The 22,488-nt window shown below is 38.5% G+C and carries 13 protein-coding genes; 9 read left to right on the forward strand and 4 right to left on the reverse strand.

All coding sequences use genetic code 11. From position 1 onward, the window contains the following. Position 1: 1 nt before the first annotated feature. Genes EWU22_RS04400 through nuoK form a run of 3 tightly spaced genes read left to right on the forward strand, consistent with a single transcriptional unit; the run spans position 2 to position 2,158 of the window. Positions 2 to 1,342: a 4Fe-4S binding protein gene (locus EWU22_RS04400; RefSeq protein WP_130924571.1), complete on the forward strand. Its 1,341-nt coding sequence runs from the start codon at positions 2 to 4 to the stop codon at positions 1,340 to 1,342. Then, positions 1,339 to 1,860, forward strand: a complete 522-nt coding sequence (locus EWU22_RS04405) for an NADH-quinone oxidoreductase subunit J family protein (RefSeq protein ID WP_130924572.1) — start codon at positions 1,339 to 1,341, stop codon at positions 1,858 to 1,860. The genes EWU22_RS04400 and EWU22_RS04405 overlap by 4 nt, the downstream gene beginning before the upstream one ends. Beyond that, complete coding sequence (nuoK, locus tag EWU22_RS04410) at positions 1,853 to 2,158, forward strand: NADH-quinone oxidoreductase subunit NuoK (protein WP_109322147.1); 306 nt, start codon at positions 1,853 to 1,855, stop codon at positions 2,156 to 2,158. Before EWU22_RS04405 ends, nuoK begins: the two co-directional genes overlap by 8 nt. Here the strand turns inward: nuoK and uvrC are convergent. Then, complete coding sequence (gene uvrC, locus EWU22_RS04415) at positions 2,155 to 3,963, reverse strand: excinuclease ABC subunit UvrC (protein WP_130924573.1); 1,809 nt, start codon at positions 3,961 to 3,963, stop codon at positions 2,155 to 2,157. The two genes, nuoK and uvrC, sit on opposite strands and share 4 nt — an antisense overlap. Before the next feature lie 523 nt (positions 3,964 to 4,486). Here uvrC and EWU22_RS04420 point away from each other — a divergent pair. The 3 genes from EWU22_RS04420 (at position 4,487) to EWU22_RS04430 (ending at position 13,081) form a co-directional block, all read left to right on the forward strand. Then, positions 4,487 to 7,726, forward strand: coding sequence for a SusC/RagA family TonB-linked outer membrane protein (locus tag EWU22_RS04420; RefSeq protein ID WP_130924574.1), 3,240 nt, complete (start codon positions 4,487 to 4,489; stop codon positions 7,724 to 7,726). A 30-nt stretch (positions 7,727 to 7,756) separates the two neighbouring features. Next, positions 7,757 to 9,514: a RagB/SusD family nutrient uptake outer membrane protein gene (locus EWU22_RS04425; protein WP_130924575.1), complete on the forward strand. Its 1,758-nt coding sequence runs from the start codon at positions 7,757 to 7,759 to the stop codon at positions 9,512 to 9,514. A 72-nt stretch (positions 9,515 to 9,586) separates the two neighbouring features. After that, positions 9,587 to 13,081 carry a VCBS repeat-containing protein gene (locus EWU22_RS04430; protein ID WP_130924576.1) on the forward strand — a complete coding sequence of 1,165 codons (3,495 nt, stop codon included), beginning with the start codon at positions 9,587 to 9,589 and terminating at the stop codon, positions 13,079 to 13,081. Here the strand turns inward: EWU22_RS04430 and EWU22_RS04435 are convergent. Genes EWU22_RS04435 through porW form a run of 3 tightly spaced genes read right to left on the reverse strand, consistent with a single transcriptional unit; the run spans position 13,070 to position 18,978 of the window. Then, positions 13,070 to 14,548 (reverse strand): FG-GAP repeat domain-containing protein, encoded by a 1,479-nt coding sequence (locus EWU22_RS04435; protein ID WP_161566788.1) that lies wholly within the window; start codon positions 14,546 to 14,548, stop codon positions 13,070 to 13,072. The genes EWU22_RS04430 and EWU22_RS04435 overlap by 12 nt on opposite strands. 1 nt (position 14,549) lies before the next feature. After that, on the reverse strand, positions 14,550 to 16,862 hold the full coding sequence (locus EWU22_RS04440; protein WP_130924578.1) for a penicillin-binding protein 1A: 2,313 nt from the start codon (positions 16,860 to 16,862) through the stop codon (positions 14,550 to 14,552). 1 nt (position 16,863) lies between these two features. Beyond that, positions 16,864 to 18,978 carry a type IX secretion system periplasmic lipoprotein PorW/SprE gene (porW, locus tag EWU22_RS04445; RefSeq protein ID WP_130924579.1) on the reverse strand — a complete coding sequence of 705 codons (2,115 nt, stop codon included), beginning with the start codon at positions 18,976 to 18,978 and terminating at the stop codon, positions 16,864 to 16,866. A 91-nt stretch (positions 18,979 to 19,069) separates the two neighbouring features. Here porW and EWU22_RS04450 point away from each other — a divergent pair, with 91 nt between their 5' ends. From EWU22_RS04450 to rodA, 3 genes are all read left to right on the forward strand, one after another. Continuing rightward, positions 19,070 to 19,255 carry an AtpZ/AtpI family protein gene (locus EWU22_RS04450; RefSeq protein WP_130924580.1) on the forward strand — a complete coding sequence of 62 codons (186 nt, stop codon included), beginning with the start codon at positions 19,070 to 19,072 and terminating at the stop codon, positions 19,253 to 19,255. Between the two features lie 103 nt (positions 19,256 to 19,358). Beyond that, on the forward strand, positions 19,359 to 21,200 hold the full coding sequence (locus EWU22_RS04455) for a penicillin-binding transpeptidase domain-containing protein (RefSeq protein ID WP_231962715.1): 1,842 nt from the start codon (positions 19,359 to 19,361) through the stop codon (positions 21,198 to 21,200). Then, positions 21,197 to 22,486, forward strand: a complete 1,290-nt coding sequence (rodA, locus tag EWU22_RS04460; protein ID WP_130924582.1) for a rod shape-determining protein RodA — start codon at positions 21,197 to 21,199, stop codon at positions 22,484 to 22,486. Before EWU22_RS04455 ends, rodA begins: the two co-directional genes overlap by 4 nt. Positions 22,487 to 22,488: the final 2 nt, after the last annotated feature.

Consider the following 22,488-nt stretch of genomic DNA (forward strand, 5'->3'; position numbering starts at 1 on the left):
CATGTCGGCTATCGCTCTTTATTTCCAAAACATTAAATCCGCTATCACAAGTACGCGGAAGGGCTTGGCTTTAACTTGGAAGCATGCTTGGAATGCAAGGAAACAAAGAACAATTCAGAACGTCCAAGATCCTGATTATTTTAAGTCGAACGACGGTGTTTTTACCTTACAATACCCACATCAAGAAATCCCAGCACCTGTCAATGGGCGATATCAGTTGCATAATGAAATGGACGATTGTATTGTCTGTGATAAATGCGTGAAGGTCTGTCCCGTGGATTGCATTGAGATTGAACCCATTAAAGCTACGGGTTTGGTTGGTTATACTTCAGATGGCTCCCCGATACGTTTGTATGCAGCTAAATTCGATATTGATATGTCGAAATGCTGTTTTTGTGGGCTTTGCACTACAGTTTGTCCGACCGAATGCTTAACCATGACATCAGAATATGATTTTTCGGTATTTGATGTCAAAGAACACAATTTTTCTTTTGCTAATCTAAGTCCTGAGCAAGCAGCAGAAAAGAAACAGTTGTATGAGCAGTTTGTGGCAGAGAAAGAAGCCATGAAACAAGCAGCTAGCCAAGGGGAGCTAAAAACAGAGGAAGTAAAACAAGCGGCTAAGCCAGCTTTCAAACCTAGTTTTAAACCTAAGGCAGAAGCAAGTGTGGAGGAGCCCAAGGACGAAGTAAAACCAGCGGCTAAGCCAGTTTTCAAGCCTAGCTTTAAACCTAAGACAGAAACTAGTGCAGAGGAATCCAAGGAAGAAGAAATAAAACCAGTGGCTAAGCCAGCTTTCAAGCCTAGCTTTAAACCTAAGGCAGAAATTAATGCGGAGGAGTCCAAGGAAGAAGAAATAAAACCAGTGGCTAAACCTGCTTTCAAGCCTAGCTTTAAACCTAAGGCAGAAACTAATGCGGAGGAGCCTAAGGAGGAAGAAATAAAACCAGTGGCTAAGCCAGCTTTCAAACCTAGTTTTAAACCTAAGGCAGAAGCAAGTGTGGAGGAGCCCAAGGACGAAGTAAAACCAGCGGCTAAGCCAGCATTTAAGCCAAGCTTTAAACCTAAGACAGAAGCAAGTGCGGAGGAGCCTAAGGAAGAAGAAATAAAACCAGTGGCTAAGCCAGCTTTCAAGCCTAGCTTTAAACCAAAGGCAGAAGCAAGTGCGGAGGAGCCTAAGGAAGAAGAAGTAAAACCGGTGGCTAAGCCAGCATTTAAGCCAAGCTTTAAACCTAAGACAGAAGCTAGTTCAGAGGAGCCTAAGGAAGAAGAAATAAAACCAGCGGCCAAGCCTGTATTTAAACCAAGTTTTAAACCAAAGCCGCCAACCACAGAATCATGAATCCAATGATAGTCTCTTTTTTGGTATTGGCAGGATTGACTAGCGCAAGTGCTTTGGCTATGGTATGGACAAAAAATCTATTGCATGCTGCTTTAGCCATGTTTATGTGTATGTTAGGCTTGGCAGGTTTATATGTGATGGCTTATGCCGATGTGATGGCAGTAGCACATTTACTCATTTACGTAGGAGGGGTGTTGATCTTAATTCTCTTTGGTATTATGTTAACCCAAAATCCTATAGCCAATGTATCCGAGACTCAAAATGATTTATGGACAAAACAATCAGGGAGATTTTGGGCATTATCTATTAGTCTGTCTATTTTTCTCGGTTTAATCGTTATCTTAACTAGGTCCATGTCATCTTTTAGTATCGCATCGGGGGAGATACAACGTTCATCAAAATTGACACATTTAGGTTTGGCGTTATTGACCGAATATTCCTTTGCATTTGAATTGGCGGGAGTATTTCTTTTGATAGCTTTAGTGGGGGCAACTTATATAGCGAAACACCATGAATGATATTCCTTTAAGCTATTTTTTGATTGTCAGTGCCTTACTGTTTTCGTTAGGTTTAGGCATCATGTTGCTTAAGCGCAATATGATATTTGTCTTGATGGGAATTGAATTGATGCTGAATGCTGCTAATTTAAATTTGATTGCTTTTTCAAGACAAGATGATCAGATGCAAGGAATGGTCTTTTCAGTATTTGTTTTGGTGATTGGTGTATGTGAAATGACCATAGCATTGGCTATCATTTTACAAGTATATCGTCAATTCAAGAACATTGATTTAGGAGCAGAAAAATCCAGATTTTAATCAACCCAATTTTTGATTTGATTTTTCAGGCTTAAGGCCTTCATTTTTCCCAATACTTTTTCTAATTCTTCCATAGGAGCCTCATCGATATTTTTTATCGTGCCAAATTTTTTCAAAAGTTTTTGGGCGGTCAATTTTCCGATTCCATCTAGTTCTTCTAATTGGCTCACGATAAAATTTTTGCTGCGTTTATTTCGATGAGCAGTAATGCCAAATCGGTGAGCTTCATCTCGAAGCTGCTGAATAAGTTTAAGTGATTCGGATTTTTTGTCGATGTATAAAGGAAGGCTGTCTTCTGGAAAATAGATTTCTTCTAATCTCTTTGCTATGCCAATGATGGGAATCTGTCCATATATTCCAATAGCTTTTAGCGCATCACAAGCAGCGCTCAACTGGCCTTTTCCTCCATCAATAATTATTAGGTCTGGCAGTTCAGCTTCTTCTTCCAATAAGCGGGAATACCTTCGGCCAACGACCTCTGTCATTGTAGCGAAGTCGTTAGGTCCTTCTACGGTTTTAGGCGTGAAGAGTCGGTATTCTTTTTTGGCAGGCACACCTTGCAAAAAGCAGACCATGGCTGAGACGGGATTGGTGCCTTGAAGATTGGAGTTGTCAAAGCATTCAATTCTCTGAGGTAATTTACTTAGATGAAGATCATTTTTGAGTGTTAGAAGGATACGCATTTTTCGGTCTCCTCCACTTTCTTCCGCAGCTTTTCGGTCAGCTTTTTCTTTCCTAAAGTACAAGACATTTTTTAATGACATGTCGAGCAACTTTCTTTTATCTCCCATTTGAGGAAGAGTATTTTTAACTCCTTGGAATTCAATTGCCATGGGAATATTGGAAATGATTTCTTTGGCACTGCTATGGAATTCATCTCGTTTTTCCCAGATTAACATGGTCAGGACATCGGCCTCTTCTTCGTTTAATTTTTTCTTAACTTCCCAAGTTTGCGACTGCGTGATGGTTCCATTAGTTACTTTCATGAAATTGATGTACGAAAGTTGTTCATCTGAAACAATAGAAAATACGTCGACATCATGAATGGCAGGATTAACCACGGTCGATTTAGCTTGGAAATTTTCGAGCAGTTGCCATTTTTCTTTCCATTCTTGAGCTTGTTCGAAGGCCAATTTTTCTGCGGCAGCTTGCATTTTCTCTACAAAAAACTGCTTAGGTTTTTGGTAGTGACCTTTCAGGATTTGGGAGATTTGTTCAATGTATTGTAAATAGTCTTCTTCGCTTTGCAAATTTTCGCAAGGTCCTTTACAATTACCAATGTGGTATTCTAGACATACTTTAAATTTCCCGTCATCAATAGCACTTTGTTTTAAAGTCAAAGAACATGTCCTGAGTGGAAAGAGTTGATGCAACATTTCCAATAAGGCATTCATGGATTTGGGGTTGGCAAAGGGACCGTAATAGGTACCCATTTTATGATCGATTCTCCTGGCAGTTAAAAGGCGGGGGAAACGTTCATGGCTCAAGCAAATAAAGGGATAGGTTTTGTCATCCCTCAGTAGAATATTGTATTTAGGTTGAAATTGCTTGATTAGGGTGTTTTCTAATAGAAGGGCGTCAAATTCAGAGTGAACGATGGTGAATTCTAATCGGCAGATTTGTTGGACTAGCCTTCTCGTTTTTGTATCGTGGTTTTTAGGATTGACGAAATAGCTACTAATTCTATTTTTAAGGTTTTTGGCTTTCCCTATGTAGATGATTGTATCATGTACATCAAAATACCGATATACACCAGGTTCTTCTGGAAGTGTAGGCAAAATGCTTTTGGGGTCGAAGCTATTCATTGGTCAAATTTAGCAAATTCATTTTGAATATTGACTTAATTGGATTTTTCTAAGAATTATTGTTTTGGTATGGTTATTTATTTGCTTTTTTAGTTTATTTTTTTGCTACAAAAGTTAAGGCACTTGTGCCATTAACTCATAATCATAATATAATGGAAACTTAACACAGTGCTATTGTATCACTGTAATATAATATATTGCCTTTTTAGGCTGTATACCTATAAATAATACTTTACCACTAAAAAATTGCATTTAATATTTGCAGATAAGTATTGAATTATACATATTTGGGAGTATCCTGCACCATAGGACAGTGTAGGATAGTTGAGTTCTTAGAAGAATTATATCTAAAGTAAAGGCAAATGGCATGCATTTGAATTCTGACTTCTGGTATTTTTTAAAGAATATGTCCCAGTTCTACAAATTGTTTAAATACTTTAAAATGAAAGGAGGTCTGATGGTTTAAAAAATGGCGATTATTCAAACGCATAATTTTAAATAAATAATTAATCAACTATTACTTATGAAACACAATTATTATCAAATTTTCAAAAGCTTCTTATTGCTTGCCATTATGGTGCTTGGGAGCTTTGCGTCATTTGCTCAAGACCGTAAGGTTTCGGGAAAAGTGGTTGGTACTGATTTACAAGGTATCCCGGGCGTGAGTATATTGGTAAAAGGAACCAATACAGGAACCACTACTGATGTGAATGGTGCATTCTCGGTTTCAGTTAAATCTGGAAACGCAGTAATATCCATTTCTGCAGTAGGTTACAAAACAAAAGAAGTTACTGTAGGTTCACAAGCCTCTATTTCGGTTACATTAGATGAAGATGTAAGCCAATTGAGCGAAGTTATCGTAACAGGTTATTCAGTAACCAACAAAAAAGAATCCACTGCTGCAGCATCTATTGTTAAAGCAAAAGATTTACAAATTGCCCCTTCAGGAAACGTTGAACAACAATTACAAGGTCGTGTAGCCGGTGTTACATTGATTACAAATGGTCAGCCAGGAACTAACAGTATCATTCGTGTACGTGGTTTTGGTGCATTCGGTGGTAACGAACCATTGTACATTGTTGATGGAGTACCCGTAGGATCTACGGATTTCTTATCACCAGATGATATTGAAAGTACTACAGTTTTGAAAGATGCGGCTGCAGCTTCTATCTATGGAGCTCGTGCTGCTAATGGTGTAATCGTTTATACTACTAAGCGTGGTCATAAAGGAAAAAAACCTTTGCAAATTACTTATGATGGATTGTACGGTGGTACAGATCCTAACGTAGGAGGAGCTCCAAAAATGTTAACTCCACAAGAGCAAGCTGATTGGACTCACGTAGCATACCGTAACAATGCGGCTGCTAACGGAACGGCAGTTTCTTATTCTCACCCTCAATACGGTTCATCAGCACAAGCTACTTTACCAACATATTTGCACTTTAATGGACAAAATGGAGTTAGAGGTGCTGTAGATATGGCTGCTGCACAAGCGGCATATGCTGCTAGCCCAGGAACAACATTTGTGATTCGTCCTAACTTAGCTGGTACTAACTGGTATGATGAGATTACTCGTTTTGGTAGTACTCAACGTCACTCTTTAGGATTCAGCGGTGGAACAGACAATGGTCGTTTCTACATTGGTTTATCAGCTCAAGAGCAACAAGGTATCTTGTTGGAGAATGATTTCCGTCGTTATTCAGCTCGTTTCAACTCTGAGTTTGACTTAGGAAAGCATGTTAGAATTGGAGAGAACTTACAGTTCACTTACCGTTCAGTGAGAGGTCAATCAGGTGGTAATGGTGGTTTAGGTATTGCTGGTGATGAGTCAGTAATCTTATCTGCTTACCGTATGCCAACAGTTATTCCTGTTTATGATGATTTTGGTAGTTTTGCTTCGACAAAAGCTGCTGGTTTCAACAACCCACGTAACCCAGTTCGTTCATTGTTGACTAACCAAATTAATGACCAAAACTACAATGCTAACGCAGTAGGTAATGTTTATGTTGAGGTTGAGCCAATCAAGGATTTAGTTATCAAATCAAGTATTGGAGGTCAATACAACAATTCATACTTTGTAGATTATAACTATAAGTACTTAGGAGACTCAGAGCCAGAAGCTTCTGACAGTTTTTCTGAAGGTTCAGGTTATTCATTTGCATGGGTATTCTCTAATACAGTAGCTTACAAATATCAGTGGAGAAAGCACGGTATCAAAGCTTTAGCTGGTTTAGAATCATTGAATACAGGTCGTGGTCGTAGTATTTCGGGAAGAGGTATCAACCCATTCTCGATGGACTTAGACTTCGTTACATTGAACGCTGTTCAATCTCCAACAGTTAACTCAGGTTTATTTAGCGGTGTTAACTTTTACTCATTATTCGGTAAAGCTGATTATAACTTCAACGAGAAGTATTATTTAACAGCAGTTGTTCGTCGTGACGGTTCATCTCGTTTCGGAGCTCAAAACCGTTATGGTGTGTTCCCTGCATTCTCTGCAGCTTGGCGTGTGACTTCAGAAGAATTCATGAAGGATCTTCCTGCAATCACGGATTTGAAAATTCGTGGAGGTTGGGGTGAAATGGGTAACTCAAATAACGTAAACCCAGCTAACCAATATTCATTATATGCTGCTAGCCGTGATCTTTCTTACTATCCAATCGATGGTCAGAGCTCAGGTGCTAACGAAGGATATATCCGTTCACGTATTGGTAACCCAGCTGCTAAGTGGGAGACTTCAGAAACAACTAACATCGGTTTTGATGCTACTTTCTTAAATGGTAAGTGGGAAGTTGTATTTGATATCTGGAGAAAAGATACGCGTGATTTGTTATTCAACGTACCACTTCCTGCGGTTGTTGGAACTAACGCTTCAGCTCCATCAGTTAACGTAGCTAAAATGCGTAACGAAGGTATCGACTTCCAGGTGATCAACCGTGGTAACATTACGAATGAGTTGAAATACGAATTGACTTTCAATAACTCATTCTTGAAAAACGAAATCGTAGCATTTGCTCCGGGTATTACTAACTTAACAGGTGGTGGTTTCCGTGGAATTACTCCAATCCGTATGGAAGTGGGACGTTCATTGTCTTCTTTCTATGGTTATAAAGTAATCGGATATTTCAATTCAGCTGCTGAGGTGACAAGTGCTCCTTCTCAATCAGGTGCAGGTGTTGGTCGTTTCCGTTATGCTGATATGAATGGTGATGGTAAAATCACTCCAGAGGATCGTACTTATTTAGGTTCTCCAGTACCAACTTATACTGGTGGTATCAACGTAGGTTTAACTTACCGTGCATTTGAATTGAACATGTATGTTTATGCTTCTGCAGGTAACAAAATCTGGAACCAATCTAAATGGTTTACTGATTTCTTCGGAACATTTGAAGGTTCAGGTAAAGGAGAGCGCGCTAAGCAATCTTGGACTCCAGCTTTAGGAAATAGTGCAGAGGCTCCAATTTGGGAATCAGCATCTAATATTTCTACCAGTGGTGCTGAGAACTCTTGGTACGTAGAAGACGGTGACTACATCCGTTTCCAGAATATCTCATTAGGATATAACATTCCTTCTAAATATTCTTCTAAGCTTGGTATCAAGCGTGCTAAGTTGACTCTTTCTGCTAATAACTTGTTGACTTTCACTAAATACAAAGGTTTAGATCCTGGTGTAGGTGGTGCAGCCGATACTAGTTTTGGTATTGACGTAGGTAACTATCCAGTTACTCGTTCATTCAACGCTGCTATCAACTTGTCATTTTAATCCGCGAAAGCCAATTTAAATTAAAATAAAATGAAAAAATATCATATTTTAAAACGATTAGCCTTAGTAAGTGCATCTGCATTTACCTTGACATTCGCTTGTAAAGATCAGTTTTTAGAGGTTTTGCCTACAGGTTCATTGGCTCAGGCACAATTAACTTCTAAGGCTGGTGTTGAGGGTGCTTTGATTGGAGCATACTCTTCTTTAGCTGCAAAAAACTTTACACAAGTAGCAGCATCTAATAACTGGTTATGGGGTTCGATTCTAGGTGGAGAGAACAACAAAGGAACGGATGCGGGTGACTTTACAGCGATTAACCCAATTCAACGTTACGAGTCATCTCCTGTATCTGGTGATATTAATGGTACATGGCAAGCAAAATACGAAGGTATTGCGCGTGCAAATGGAACTATTAATCTAGCGAATGATTCTAAAGCTCTTTCTGCTGCAGATAAAACTCGTATCATAGCGGAAGCTCGTTTCTTACGCGGTCACTTTTACTTTGAGTTGAAGCGTTTATTCAACTCAGTTCCATATGTTGATGAAACAATGGATTATGGTAAAGGCATTGAGAAAGTTGGAAACTCTCCTGATATCTGGGGTAAAATTGACGCAGATTTCAAATTTGCATATGACAACCTACCTGAAACTCAGTCTTCAGCTGGTCGTGCAAATAAATGGGCAGCAGGTGCTTACTTAGGTAAGTCTTTGTTATACCAAGGAAAATTTGCTGAAGCAAAAGCTATCTTCACTACAGTTGTAGCTAGTGGTAAAACTACCAATGGCAAGAAATACGGCTTGGTGCCAAGATTCCAAGATGTATTCAATGCTGAGAATGATAACAACGAAGAAGCAGTATTTGCAATTCAGTCTTCTATGAATTCAGGTAGTGTAACTAACTCAAATGCTTTCGACGTATTGAACTACCCTTATAACACGGGTACTGATGGTCCAGGTAACTGCTGCGGATTCTTCCAGCCTTCATTCTCTTTGGCTAACTCATACCGTACTAAGGATGGTTTACCATTGTTGACTGAAACGAATGGAGCTCCTGCTTATAATGCACCTGAAAATGCAGTAAAGCATGACTATAAAGTAGCTTCAAGTGATCCATTTACTGAAGATAACGGTCCTTTGGATCCACGTATTGACCACACTATCGGTCGCCGTGGTATTCAATACTTAGACTGGATCGAGCACCCTGGTAAAAACTGGATTCGTGACCAAACTTATGCTGGTCCATATTCTCCTAAGAAATATGTATACTACAAATCTCAGGAAAATACATTGACTGATGGTTCTGGTTGGACACGTGGTTATGCTACTCTTAACTACAACATCATTCGTTATGCGGATGTATTGTTAATGGCTGCTGAAGCTGAAATCAAAGGTGGTGGAAGCTTAGCAACTGCTTTAGGTTATATCAACCAAGTTCGTAATCGTGCTGCTAACCCTGCAAGTTTTGTGAAAAACTTGAAAACAGGTGCTTTAGAAGCCAATTACGTCATTGCTCCTTATACAGCATTTGCTAGTGCAGATGAGGCAATGAAAGCACTTAAAATGGAGCGTATGTTGGAATTAGCTACAGAAGGTCACCGTTTCTTCGACTTAGTTCGTTGGGGTGATGCACCTAAAGTATTACAAGCTTACTTAGATTACGAAGGTAAAACTTTAGTAACTATGTTTGGTGGAGCTAAATTCACTACAGGTAAGGAATATCTTCCTATCCCACAAGCTCAAATTGATATCCAAGGATCTACTTTATTGAAGCAAAATCCTGGTTATTAATCGTTTGATTTAATTCTTGAAAAGGTGGGAACTTGTTCCCACCTTTTTTAATTTTAGCCTAGCAATTATAAAATGATGAATTCTCGACAACTACTTTATTTAAGTGTACTTTTTTTAGGAATTATTTCTTGTAAAAGTAAAACTACCTTCGAACTACTGCCTAGTGATCAAACAGGCATTCATTTTTCCAATCAAATTGTCGAAAACGACACGTTGAGTATCTTGAAGTATGAATACCTCTACAATGGAAGTGGGGTTGGAATGGGTGATTTTAATAATGATGGTTTATTGGATTTGTTCTTTTCAGGCAATCAAGCCAATGGAACTTTGTACCTCAATAAAGGAGAGATGAAGTTTGAAGACGTATCTAAGAAAGCTGGAATAGATACTAAGAACCGTTGGTGTGCGGGTGTAAGTGTGGTTGATATCAATGGAGATGGATTGCTGGATGTGTATGTTTCTGTGACCTTAAAAAATGCTGACAAAGACCGGGAAAATATGCTTTTTGTTAACCAAGGCATTAAAGATGGGATTCCTACATTTAAAGAAATGGCCGTAGAATATGGCATCAATGATTCTGGACATAGTCAACACGCTGCATTTTTTGATTATGATAAAGATGGAGATTTAGATTTATATGTATTAACGGATAAAATCACCGAATTCCCATCGCTTTTTCGTCCAAAAGTTACAGATGGTTCTTATCCTAATACGGATCGTTTGTACCGAAATGATTGGTCAGATACAATGAAACACCCTGTTTTTACCAATGTATCGAAAGAAGCCGGAATTACCTTGGAAGGTTTTGGTTTGGGAATCAATATCTGTGATATTAATCAAGATAATTGGCCAGATATCTATGTGACGAATGATTATGTATCTGATGATATTTTATATATCAATAATCAGAATGGGACTTTTACGGATCAATCTAAGGTGTATTTTAAACATACCAGTTTAAGTGCCATGGGGAATGATGTGGCCGATATTAATAATGATGGACTGGCCGATATAATTGCCTTGGATATGCTTCCTAAAAGTAATGACCGTAAAAAACAATTAGCTCCAGGAAATCATTATCAAACATATTTGAATAGCGATACCTATGGTTATACCTACCAATATATGCGGAATACTTTGCAATTGAATGCAGGGAAACAAGCCAACGGTCAACCTTATCCATTCCAAGAAATAGGTTTGATGGCAGGTGTGGCTGAAACAGAATGGAGCTGGTGCCCATCTTTAGCTGATTTTGATAATGATGGTTACCGAGATTTATTGATCACCAATGGATTTCCTAAGGATGTTACGGACCGAGATTTCATGTCTTATCAGGCGGAATCTAAACGTTTGACATCAGAATCTATCATGTTAGAAAAATTACCAGTCATTAAAATCAATAATTATGCCTTTAAAAATATGGGAGGCCTGAAATTTGATGATGTTAGTGCTAATTGGGGAATTAATGTAGCCTCATTTTCCAATGGAGCTGTTTATGGCGACTTAGACAATGATGGTGATTTAGATTATGTCGTTAATAATATTAATGACGAGGCATTTGTCTATAAAAATAATACGATTGATCAAGACAAAGAAAAAGCACAGTTTTTACGAGTTAAGTTTGAAGGAAAAGGTAAAAATGTGTGGGGAATAGGGGCTAAAATTGAAGGTGTTTTTGCCGATGGTTCTCGCTTTTATTATGAAAATACACCTTATCGTGGGTATCTATCGAGTGTAGAGACTGTAGCGCATATTGGTCTAGGTTCAAAATACGCGATAAAAGAAATGCGGATTTTCTGGCCAAATGATTCGATGCAAGTGATTAAAAATCCGGGTAAAAATAAAGTATTGACTGTCAAAATCGGGGATGCTAAATTGCCAATTCAATCGATGTTTGACCAAGAAAAACCTCTATTAGAAGATATAAGTGCCAGTTTGAATGTAACGGATGTACATAATGAATACGATTTCGTTGATTTTAACTTTCAAATATTGACTCCTTTTAAACTATCTCAATTAGGGCCAGGCTGTTCGGTGGGAGATGTTAATGGGGATGGACTAGAAGACTTTTTTGTTGGAGGGGCTAAGTTTTATTCAGGACAATTCTATTTGCAACAAGCCAATGGCAAATTTGTATCTAAAACTTTGGATGGCGCTATCGACCAACCCAAAAAGATGGGAGAAGATTTAGGTTCTTTACTCGCGGATTTTGATCGTGATGGAGATTTAGATCTATATATTACTCGAGGGGGAGCAGAAGATAAGGCTAATTCACCAAGTTTTCAGGATGTTCTATATAAGAATGATGGTAAAGGAAATTTCACCCTGGATACTCAGGCATTGCCTACTTTCTTAGAGAGTAATTCTGCCGTGAGATCCATTGACTTTGATCGGGATGGGGACTTAGATTTATTTGTTAGTGGACGAAATGTTCCATTTGAATATCCGAAAGGTACCATTTCTCGATTATTACGTAATGATTCTAAACCTGGTCAAATTAAATTTATTGATCAAACGGCAAATTGGGCTCCTGAACTTTTGAATGAGTCATTAATTTGTGATGCCATTTGGTCAGATGTGAATCAAGATGGTTGGGTGGATTTGGTATTAGCTGGGGAGTATTTACCCATTCAAATATTTGAAAACCAGAAAGCTAAATTGAAAAAATTGAGTGAAACTGGATTAGAGAAATATACAGGCTTGTGGGCATCTATCACTAGTGCGGATTTTGATCAAGATGGGGATATGGATTTCATTGCTGGGAATATGGGTAAAAACACCATTTTACGAGCGAATAGCAAACAGCCAGTGGAAATTGTCCATGGGGATCTAGACGGAAATGGAGTATATGATATCTTTCCATTTGTGTATTTCCAAGGTCCCAAAGGTTTGTACGAATCTTATCCTTTGTTTGGTAAGGATGATACACATAAGCAGTTGAATGCCACAAGGGCACGTTATGTGTATTACAAAGACTTTGGTAAAGCCAAACAGGAGAACCTATTTACAGATGCAGAAAAGAAGAAATCATCTAAATTATCCTTTATCGAGAATGCTTCCGTTTACATCGAGAATTTAGGAAAAGGAAAATTTGCAGTACATGAGCTTCCAGCTATGGCCCAAGTTTCAGCCATGAATGGTATGCAAGTGATCGATATCAATCAAGATGGATATCTAGATGTATTATTTGTTGGAAATAATTTTGGAAATGAAGTTTCAACTGGGAGATACGATGCCTCGAATGGTGGAGTTTTATTAGGAGATGGAAAAGGTAAGTTTAAATATCAGCAGAATGCGGGCCTTTTTGTGCCAAGCGATGCCAAATCATTGGTTAGTATTCGCTTGGGTAAAGATCAGTTAGGTTTCATTGCTTTACAAAATAGAGGAGCAATGCACGTCTTTAAGCCTGTTAAAAGTTTTGTTCCTTTAGCAAAAGAAGCAAAGGATTTTACCTACCAATTCTTGGGTAAGAAACAAAAAGTAAACTGGAGCTATGGTTCTTCTTACTTGAGCCAAAGTGCTTCAGCTCAGGGTTTTGTGCCGAAAGGAGCCAGTTTAGCGAATTAAGTTTTTGAAATAGGTCAGTTGAAGTCCAGGAGTCAATTTGGTTCCTGGTTTCACTGCACCGAATTGGTAATTACCTAAAACGATGTCGATGTCTCCATCTTTATCTACATCTCCCGCATCCATACAGATGTAATGCCCTCCATTTCCGATATTTAAATTACTGACTTGGAAGGTCATATTTCCTTGGTTTTGAAAATATAGAAAGTTTTCATTGTGTCCTTTATCGTTTTCTGCAAAGAAGGCAATCATCGCCAAATCTAAATCTCCGTCTTGGTCAAAGTCCCTTGCTACCGTTTTAGATGCGCCATAAGATGGGTAAAAATAGCCTTCTTTGAAGTTGTTTCTACCATCGTTTAAGTATACATGGACTCCATGAAAAGCCTTTTTTGATCGAGAGTAATCTGCGTTATCTCCATTGGAAACAATGATGTCATCATAACCATCTTTGTTCATATCAGCCACTTCCATATAGCTGCTTCCAAAAACTGAGTCAAATTGAAGTAAGGGTTTTTCTACGAAAATACCTTGGCCTTTATTGATAAATAAAGATACACCTTCACGCGATTGTGCCATTAATACCAACAAATCGGGTTTTCCATCGCCTGTATAATCTTTAATGACCACATTGCGTGCACCAGCTTGTGCTTTTAAGAGATGTTTACTTTTATTCTTGCCATCAATCCAGGTTAATTGACCACGTTCAAAACCATATTCGCAAATCACAAAGTCCTGTACCCCATCACTATTGAAATCACTAATTTGAACATCCACTGGACGTTTTAATGAGTCAATCACAGCTTCCATTTTGCCTTGTGGATTGATTCCATACATGGTTCCAATTTTCTCATCATTGGGATACATTTTACCAATGGCCAATAGGTAGGGATTACCTGCTAAAATTTGAGTAAGAGCAACTGGACTCTGTGTTTCAATGGTATTTTTTATCTGTTTATTGGCATCTAAAACCCATAAAGAACGGTTACGGGTTCCTGCCCAAACTTCCGGTTTATCGGGATGAATTCGAAGAGAAATAACAACTCCAAACGGGTCTTTTTTAGAAATATATGACTCTTCTTTAAAATGCAGAGTAGAGGTACTGATTGGGCTTCTTTGTTTTTGCGGAAGTGGCTTCTCTGGGGCATTTTTAACATAATAATCTACAATGGATTGCCAATCTTCTTCACTGATTTTGGGATCTAGTGGGTAGATATCCATGGCTAAGGCACTTTGGTATTGCTCCTCGGATATTCGAGTCATTAATTGGAAGCGGTCTCCAATGCCAAGTCGATAGCCCATTTCAGGTAATACTCCCTCTTTCCAAGTTTTTTTATCCAATAAAGAAGGATCTGGAAATTTATGGCAGGAAGAACAAGTCTCTTTAGCTAGAGCTTCACTTTTTTCTTCAGCACTTTGTCGACAAGAAATAAATGCAGAAGAGAAAAGAAATAAGGCGGCAATTAATCGCATGTTATTGGACATTGGTATTTGGGACAGCGGTAGAATCTATGCCTACTTTACCACTACAAGTGAAATCGAATACAAATTTTTCAGGCTTAAGGAAAGGCATTTTTCGATACCCTTCAATGGCTAATGTTTGATCGGAATAAACTTTTTCCATGAATTTGGCATAGGCTGGCATGGCCATTTTGGCACCTTGGCCTAGCGCTAATGATCTAAAGTGGATGCTTCGGTCATCTCCACCAACCCATACACCTGCCACTAGTTTCTGAGTAACACCCATGAACCAGCCATCCGAGAAGTTGGAAGTCGTTCCCGTTTTGGCACCAATTTCATTTCCTGATACAATGGACGTTCTTTTTAATCCTTCTGCTGTTCCACCAGGTTCTTGCACGGCACCTTGTAACATGTAGGTCATGAGATAGGCCGTTTCAGGTTTAATGGCAGCTTTAGCTGTTGGAGAGAATTCACGAAGTACATTACCTACTTTATCGGTGATTTTTAATATTAAGATAGGCTCAATTCGCTCTCCACCATTGGCAAATGTACTGTAGGCAGATACTTGTTCATATACAGAAACTTCAGAGGCTCCTAAGCAAAGGGATGGGCCTTCATATAAAGGACTAGAAATTCCAGCTTTATGAGCAAATTCAGCAATTTTTTGAGGCCCCATTTCTTTCATTAATTTGGCAGAAATGGTATTGATGGATAAGGCCATAGCTCTTCTTAATTTTAGCTTTTCATAGCTATATTTTCCATCGGAATTTTGAGGCGTCCATGTTCCATTGGTTAAGCCATCTTCCTCTCCGAATGTCACAGGCTCATCAATTAACTCATCGCATGGAGTAGCAATCTCATTTTCAATGGCAGCACCATAAACAAAGGGCTTGAAAGTTGAACCCGGTTGTCTTTTACTTTGGGTAATGTGATCAAACTTAAAGTACTTATAATTGATTCCTCCAATCCAAGCCTTCACGTGGCCGTTGGTGGGATCCATAGCCATAAAACCACAATTCAATATACGCTTGTAGTAATTCAGAGAATCCATGGAGCTCATCGTGGTATCAATATCCCCTTGATATGAGAATACCGTCATTTTTACTTTACGATTGAGCTCTTCCCAAACTTTAAATTCATCGTTATTATAAGCAGCCATCAACTCGCGGTAACGGTCTGTGCGTTTCATAGCATCTTTTAGGAAACCTTTAATTTCCTTCATTTCTTCGTTCACCCAAGGATTTCTACCTTTCCAATGGGAATAGAATAAGCTTTGTTCTGCTTTCATATGCTCCTGAATGGACTCTTCGGCATATTTTTGCATGCGGGAATCGATGCTGGTATAGATGCGTAATCCTGAAGTATACAAGTTAATTTGCTGATCTTCAGGACGATCGGCATTGATTTCTTTGATAACCGATAAAATCTGCTTTCTAATGCTTTCTCTGAAATAGGGTGCGGCGCCTGTATTTTGATTTTCTACCTTAAACTTTAGGTTCAAAGGATTTTCCATCATTGTTCGTGCTTCATCTTCGAGGACATAATCGTACTTGGCCAATTGCCCTAGCACAACATTTCTTCTTTCTAGGGTCTTTTCAGGTCTGATCCTCGGGTCATATAATGATGGGTTTTGGAGTAAACCAATTAGGGTAGCGGCTTCTGGTAAGCTAACTGTTTTTACATCTTTTTGGAAATAGGTCCGACAAGCCACTTGTATACCATAGGCATTATTGCCAAAGCTTACCTCATTAAGGTACATCGCCATGATTTCTTGTTTGGTATAGCGTCTTTCTAATTTGATGGCTAATATCCATTCCTTGACTTTAGCAATGGCCGTTTTTAAACCTCCAATCTTCATGAGTAGACCCATGTAAAGTGGGTCATCTTCCCCAAACTCCACAGAACGGGTATGGAATAAGTTTTTGGCTAATTGTTGTGAAATGGTACTACCGCCGCCAGATGTCCCCAGACTTAAAACCACACGCATCATGGATCGCATGTCGATACCCGAGTGCGTTGTAAATCGGGCATCTTCAGTGGCCATTAAGGTGTTGATAATGGTAGGAGACAGATCTTCAAACTCCACAGGATTACGATTTTCCCTAAAGTATTTACCTATTTCTTGTCCATCTTCTGAAATGAGTAAGGAAGCTTCCTGACTTTTTGGGTTCTCTAATTCATAGAGACTAGGCATTCCGCCAAATAACCAAAGGAAATTGAAATTGACGGCAGTGATAAATAAGACTATAAACAGCGTTGAGCCTAATAGAAATTTATACGTAAATCGAATCAGTTTTAGATATTTTCCCTCTTCAAATTCGAACATGTTAGTTTTTATTTTTGGTATAGGCTTTCAATAAAGCTTCTGCCTCTGTTGTTAATGGGCTTTTCGGGAAAGCCAGAATGAAGTTTTTTAAATTATCTTGGTAGCTAGTGAATTCTTTTAACCCACCATAGCAAAGCGCTTTTAAAAATACGACTTTATCTTCTAAGTTACTACCCGGGAATTGTTGTAAAATTTGCTGGCATTGTCGGGAAGCTTCGGAATAATTATTGGCTTTGAATTGTCCATAGGCTAACTCATAGGCTTTTTGTGCCGCCAGCTCATTTGTTTCTGTTAAACTTCCATTTTCAATTTTCAAAATCAATTGCTTGAAATAGGCCGTAGGGAAGCGGTCAAATAATTGGCTTCTATAGTTTTTTTGTGCGGGAGAATCTTTGTCGCTACTTAAATATAACAGATATAGAGCCTCGGCTTCATGACTAGTACCTGGGTAATTCGTCAATAATTTTTTTAATAAAATGCTGGCTTGTTCTTTTTCTCCTAATTCAAGTCGAACAAATTTTCCAAGCTCAAATAAGGCATCTTCTTCCCGTTTTTTCACTTGAGAAACTTGGGCAGGACTTTTTGGAATGGTATTTAACCAAATTTGTAAGGAATCACTTAAAACTGGAATGTCGTTGGAAGCTTTTATGTTTTCAGACGAAGCATTACTCGTATTTTGAGTTAAATCTACAATTCGATTCGTCAGATTATTGTTTTTATTCTTACGATTCCAAAAATCTTCTAAAGTTCTTAATCCCCATTTATTGCTAAATTCTTGTTGACCTTGAATCCTAGCTTGGTCATTGTTAAAGTAAAAACTTTGTTGTTCTGGACTAGCAGGTCTACGAGTAAAAATAACCGTGTTTTGTACGGGTATATTTTTAGTCAATATGGAATCCGCTTTTCTCTGTTGTTTTTTTTGTGTCTTTTGGTACATGTCAGTTAATTCTGCTAGAGACATGTTGCTTAATTTCAACAAAGAGTCTTCTTGACTAACTGCTTTACTTAATTGTAAATAAGTAGACCATGTTGTTTTTAGTTTCTGCGTACTTGCGTAAGCTGCATGGTTGGGACTCATGTAAGTAGCAGCACTATCATAGTATTTGGCGGCATCATCAAAGCGTTTTAATTGTTTCGCAAAGAGATTTCCCAACTGTAAATAAAGTTCTCCTCGATCGCTACCACTTTTACCTCCTTTGGTCCAATATTCTTTAGCTTTATCGAATTCCTTATTCTTAAAATAGATTTCTCCCAAGGCAGCGTATAAGGCAGGGACATGGTCCTCATTTTTAGGTTCCCGAATCATTTTTTCCAATTCTTCAGGCGCATTGTTTAACTGATGTACGGCTAAAGTCGCATGGAATTGTAATTCATAGCTAGCCTTTGATTTTTTTACTTTGGCATAACTTTCCAAAGCCAATTGGTTCTTGCCTTGCGACTCAAATAGTTGACCTAAAATGTAGTAAAGTCGAGCTTTTTCTTCTCCAGATGAAAGCGAAGGAATGATTTCTTCCAATAGAGCAATGGTCGGAATCAGTTCTTTTTTACTCTGGTGGTAATATGCCCTAGAAAGTAAATAATTGTTTTTCTGCGTTTGACTAAGGTCCAAACTTTGAATGAATTCACCTACTTTTTCTGCGGAAGTGAAATCATGTTGATGGATATAAATTTGGTATAGATGAATCAAAGACGTGCTTTGAGAACGTGGGTCATTGTCAATGGAGTTAACAAATTTGAAAGTCTCTAACGCATTTTTATAGTCTTTTTTGATGTAGCGACCCCAACCTATCAGTGTGTAGGCATCATCTACAAAATGGGAATTTTGGTGACGGTCAATCACCAATGAAGCTTTCTTGATGACTAAATCGATATCAGTTGCATGTTGTTGGCCAAAGGTGGAATCAATGGCAGGTATGATAGGAAGCATTGATTTATAATCCTCTTTATGCTCTTCCCAAAACTTCTTTTGTAAGGATTTTTTCAAGCGGTCAGCTTGCCAAATAGCATTATATTTGGCATTCAGGTTATGAAAGGCAACGGCAGCTGGCTTTGTGCTTTGTTGAGAACAAGCACTCACTAGGGCTAATAAACCAAGAAGCCAATATCGTTTAATCATGTAGGAAACCAAAATTGTTCAAATTTACAATTTATCTCAACGAAAAAGGGATAAATTTAGCGTGGCTTTACGATTAATTTAATTCAAACGGATGAACTCTTACCAAAAATACATTGGAGCGGCATTTCAAATGTTGGTGACCATCTTATTGGGTGTTTGGTTGGGGAGGTATTTAGATGGATTTTTTCATATGGAAAAGCCTTGGTTGACCATCGTTTTCTCTTTAGGCTCTATTGTTATTTCCATGGTGGGATTGATTCGTAGTTTGCCAAAATAATTGCGAATTAGCGCGATTTATAAGCCGATATATTTCTGTAAATTGCTGAGATTTTCCATATTAACTCAATTTTTCCGTGTTCGAGGGTCGCAGACAAATTCTTTTGTTGTTCTTTATCATCATTGGATTGGTGTTTTTGGGGAAGCTATTTTTCCTTCAAGTGATTGATGATAGTTACGAAAAGGCGGCAGACAACAATGCCATCCGTAAAATCATTCAAATACCCTTTCGTGGTGAAGTCTATGATCGCCATCATAAACTGATTGTTTACAATACACCCGTGTACGATTTGTACATTACTCCTCGTAAAGCACATGTGCGAGATACCTTACAATTTTGTCAGCTTTTCGGAATTACTAGGTCTTATTTTGATTCTACTTGTAAGCAAGCTAGAGCTTATTCTCGAGTAAAGCCATTTCTGTTCTTGAAGCATTTATCGAAAGAGGATTTTGCTCGAGTTCAAGATGCCATGGTTGATTTTCCTGGGTTTACCTTTACTACGACAGCTTTCAGAACATATCAATCTAAGGCTTTTTCGAACGCATTAGGTTATGTGGCAGAGATCAATCCCAATTCCTTGCAGAATCAAAAAGACGATTATTATCGCCAGGGAGATTATGTGGGAGTTTCTGGGATAGAAAGTTTTTATGAGGAAGATTTGCGGGGCCAAAGGGGCGTAAAGTATCGAATGGTTAATAGTAATGGAGTAGAAAAGGGAGATTTCAAAGAGGGGCGTTTGGACATCCAACCTATTGCGGGTAAAAATTTATATACAGGGGTTGATATCCGATTACAGGAATATGCTGATAGTTTAATGCAACATAAAGTCGGTTCAGTTGTGGCCATTGAGCCTTCCACGGGAGAAATCCTGACCATGGTTTCAGCACCTTCCTATGATCCAAGTTTATTGGCCGGTCGAAATTTTTCTAAATATTATCGAGATCTGGCTTTGGATCCCATGAAGCCTTTGTTGAATCGTCCACCTTCTGCGTATTATCGACCGGGTTCTACCTTTAAATTGATTCAAGCTTTAGTGGGTTTGCAATTAGGTATCATCACACCAGCTAGTGTATTTACGCATGCAGGCGCTCCAGTTAAATGCCACTCACATAATACGTCGCACAATGATTTGCATAATGCCATTCAGTGGTCTTGTAACCCGTATTTTTATCATGCATTTCGAAAAATTTTGTATGAGGATACTCAAGGTAATACCTACGAGCGATCGGCTCAAGGTTTGCAGCGGTGGTCGGAATTAGTGGCTAATTTTGGGTTTGGGAGGAAGTTGGGTGTTGACTTAGGAAATGAGAAAAAGGGTATTTTGCCCAATGTTGAATATTACAATCGAGTGTACAAGGGAGAAAATACTTGGAAGTTTTCCAATATTTATTCTTTGAGTATCGGTGAGGGAGAATTGGTCGTAAATCCTTTAAAAATGGCCAATGTCGCTGCCATTATTGCCAATCGTGGCTGGTACATTCCTCCGCATTTAGTGAAGGCGATCGGAGATAAAAAAGTGGTTGATCCATTTTATAAAACACCTGTTTCTGTGGGAATTGATGCCAAGCATTTTGGGGTAGTGATTGAAGGAATGAAAGATGCCGTGTTGCATGGAACGGTGGGGGGTGACGGTAAAATTCCGGATATTGTGATGTGTGGAAAAACAGGAACATCACAAAATGCTAAAGGCGAAGATCACTCCGTGTTTATTGCTTTTGCCCCAAAGGATAATCCCAAAATTGCCATTGCTGTTTTTGTAGAAAATGCTGGTTTTGGTGGTTTTGCGGCAGCACCTATCGCATCGCTAATTATTGAGAAATATTTGAAAGGTAAAGTTGATAGAAAGGCGGTGGAAGAGAAATTCATGAATAAAAGCTATCTTCCAAATGTGTTATCTGTTACAGGCCCTAGACCTCAGAAAACTAAAAAAGATACGTTAAAATGAGTAATCAAAACCAATTAGTGAGTAAAGTTGATTGGATTACCATATCCCTTTATGCATTATTTGTGTTAGCGGGCTGGATGAATATTTATTCGGCCGTATATAATCCTGAGACGCATATCTCGATTTTTGATGCTGCGTTTTATGATTCCAATGCGGGAAAACAATTGATTTGGATTGGTACAAGTTTGATTCTCATCATTTGTATTTTTGCCATTGATTTTCGGTTTTTTGAGGCCTTTGCCCCCATCATATATGCCAGTTTTATTGGTCTGCTAATTCTAGTGCCATTTTTAGGAGTCACTGTAAATGGATCTCATTCTTGGTTTAAATTTGGTTTTATCACTATTCAGCCTGCTGAATTTGCTAAGACGGCGACGGCTTTATTGTTGGCTAAATACATCAATGAACCTCAAGTGAATTTATCTAAATGGAAAAATCAATGGGTTGCAGCAGCCATCATTGGATTACCCATGATTTTAATTATTGCCTCCAATGAAACGGGTTCAGCATTGGTATTTGCCTCCTTTTTGATTTTACTTTATCGGGAAGGTTTACCAGGAGAATATCCCGGTTTATTCATTGGGTCAGTCACGATTTTTGTGTCAGCTTTGCTGCTGAGTCCCTGGACTATTTTAGCCTCTTTAATTGTCATTGCTGGAGGTATCATTGGTCTTTCTCCCATTTATATTCAGCGCTTAAAGCAAACCTATATTAAAGCAGCTTTATTTATTGTAGGGATTATGTTCATGGTTTTTTTGGTTGACTTTGCCGTGAATAAGGTCTTAAAAGAACATCAGCGGAATCGAATAAAAGTGTTGATAGACCCATCATTTGATCCTAGAGGTTTGGGATATCAGCTAACCCAATCCAAAATTGCTATTGGTTCGGGAGGTTTTTGGGGCAAGGGTTACCTTCAAGGGACTCAAACTAAATTTGATTTTGTGCCAGCGCAAAGTTCGGACTTCATTTTTTGTACGATTGGAGAGGAGCAAGGATTTTTTGGTGTACTGGTGGTGATCGTCTTGTTTATGGTGTTTTTATGGCGGCTGATGTATTTAGCTGATCAGCAGCGGTCCCGATTTGCGCGAGCCTATGGATATGGAGTTGTTGGAATATTGTTTTTCCACTTTTTGGTCAATATTGGTATGACCATTGGCTTAATGCCCATCATTGGTATTCCTTTACCTTTTTTTAGTTATGGAGGCTCATCTCTTTGGTCATTTACTATACTATTGTTTATATTTCTAAAATTAGATTCGCATCGTTCGGATATGCTTTCTCGTTAATT

The sequence above is a fragment of the Aquirufa nivalisilvae genome (genome assembly GCF_004307455.1).
GTDB lineage: Bacteria > Bacteroidota > Bacteroidia > Cytophagales > Spirosomataceae > Aquirufa > Aquirufa nivalisilvae.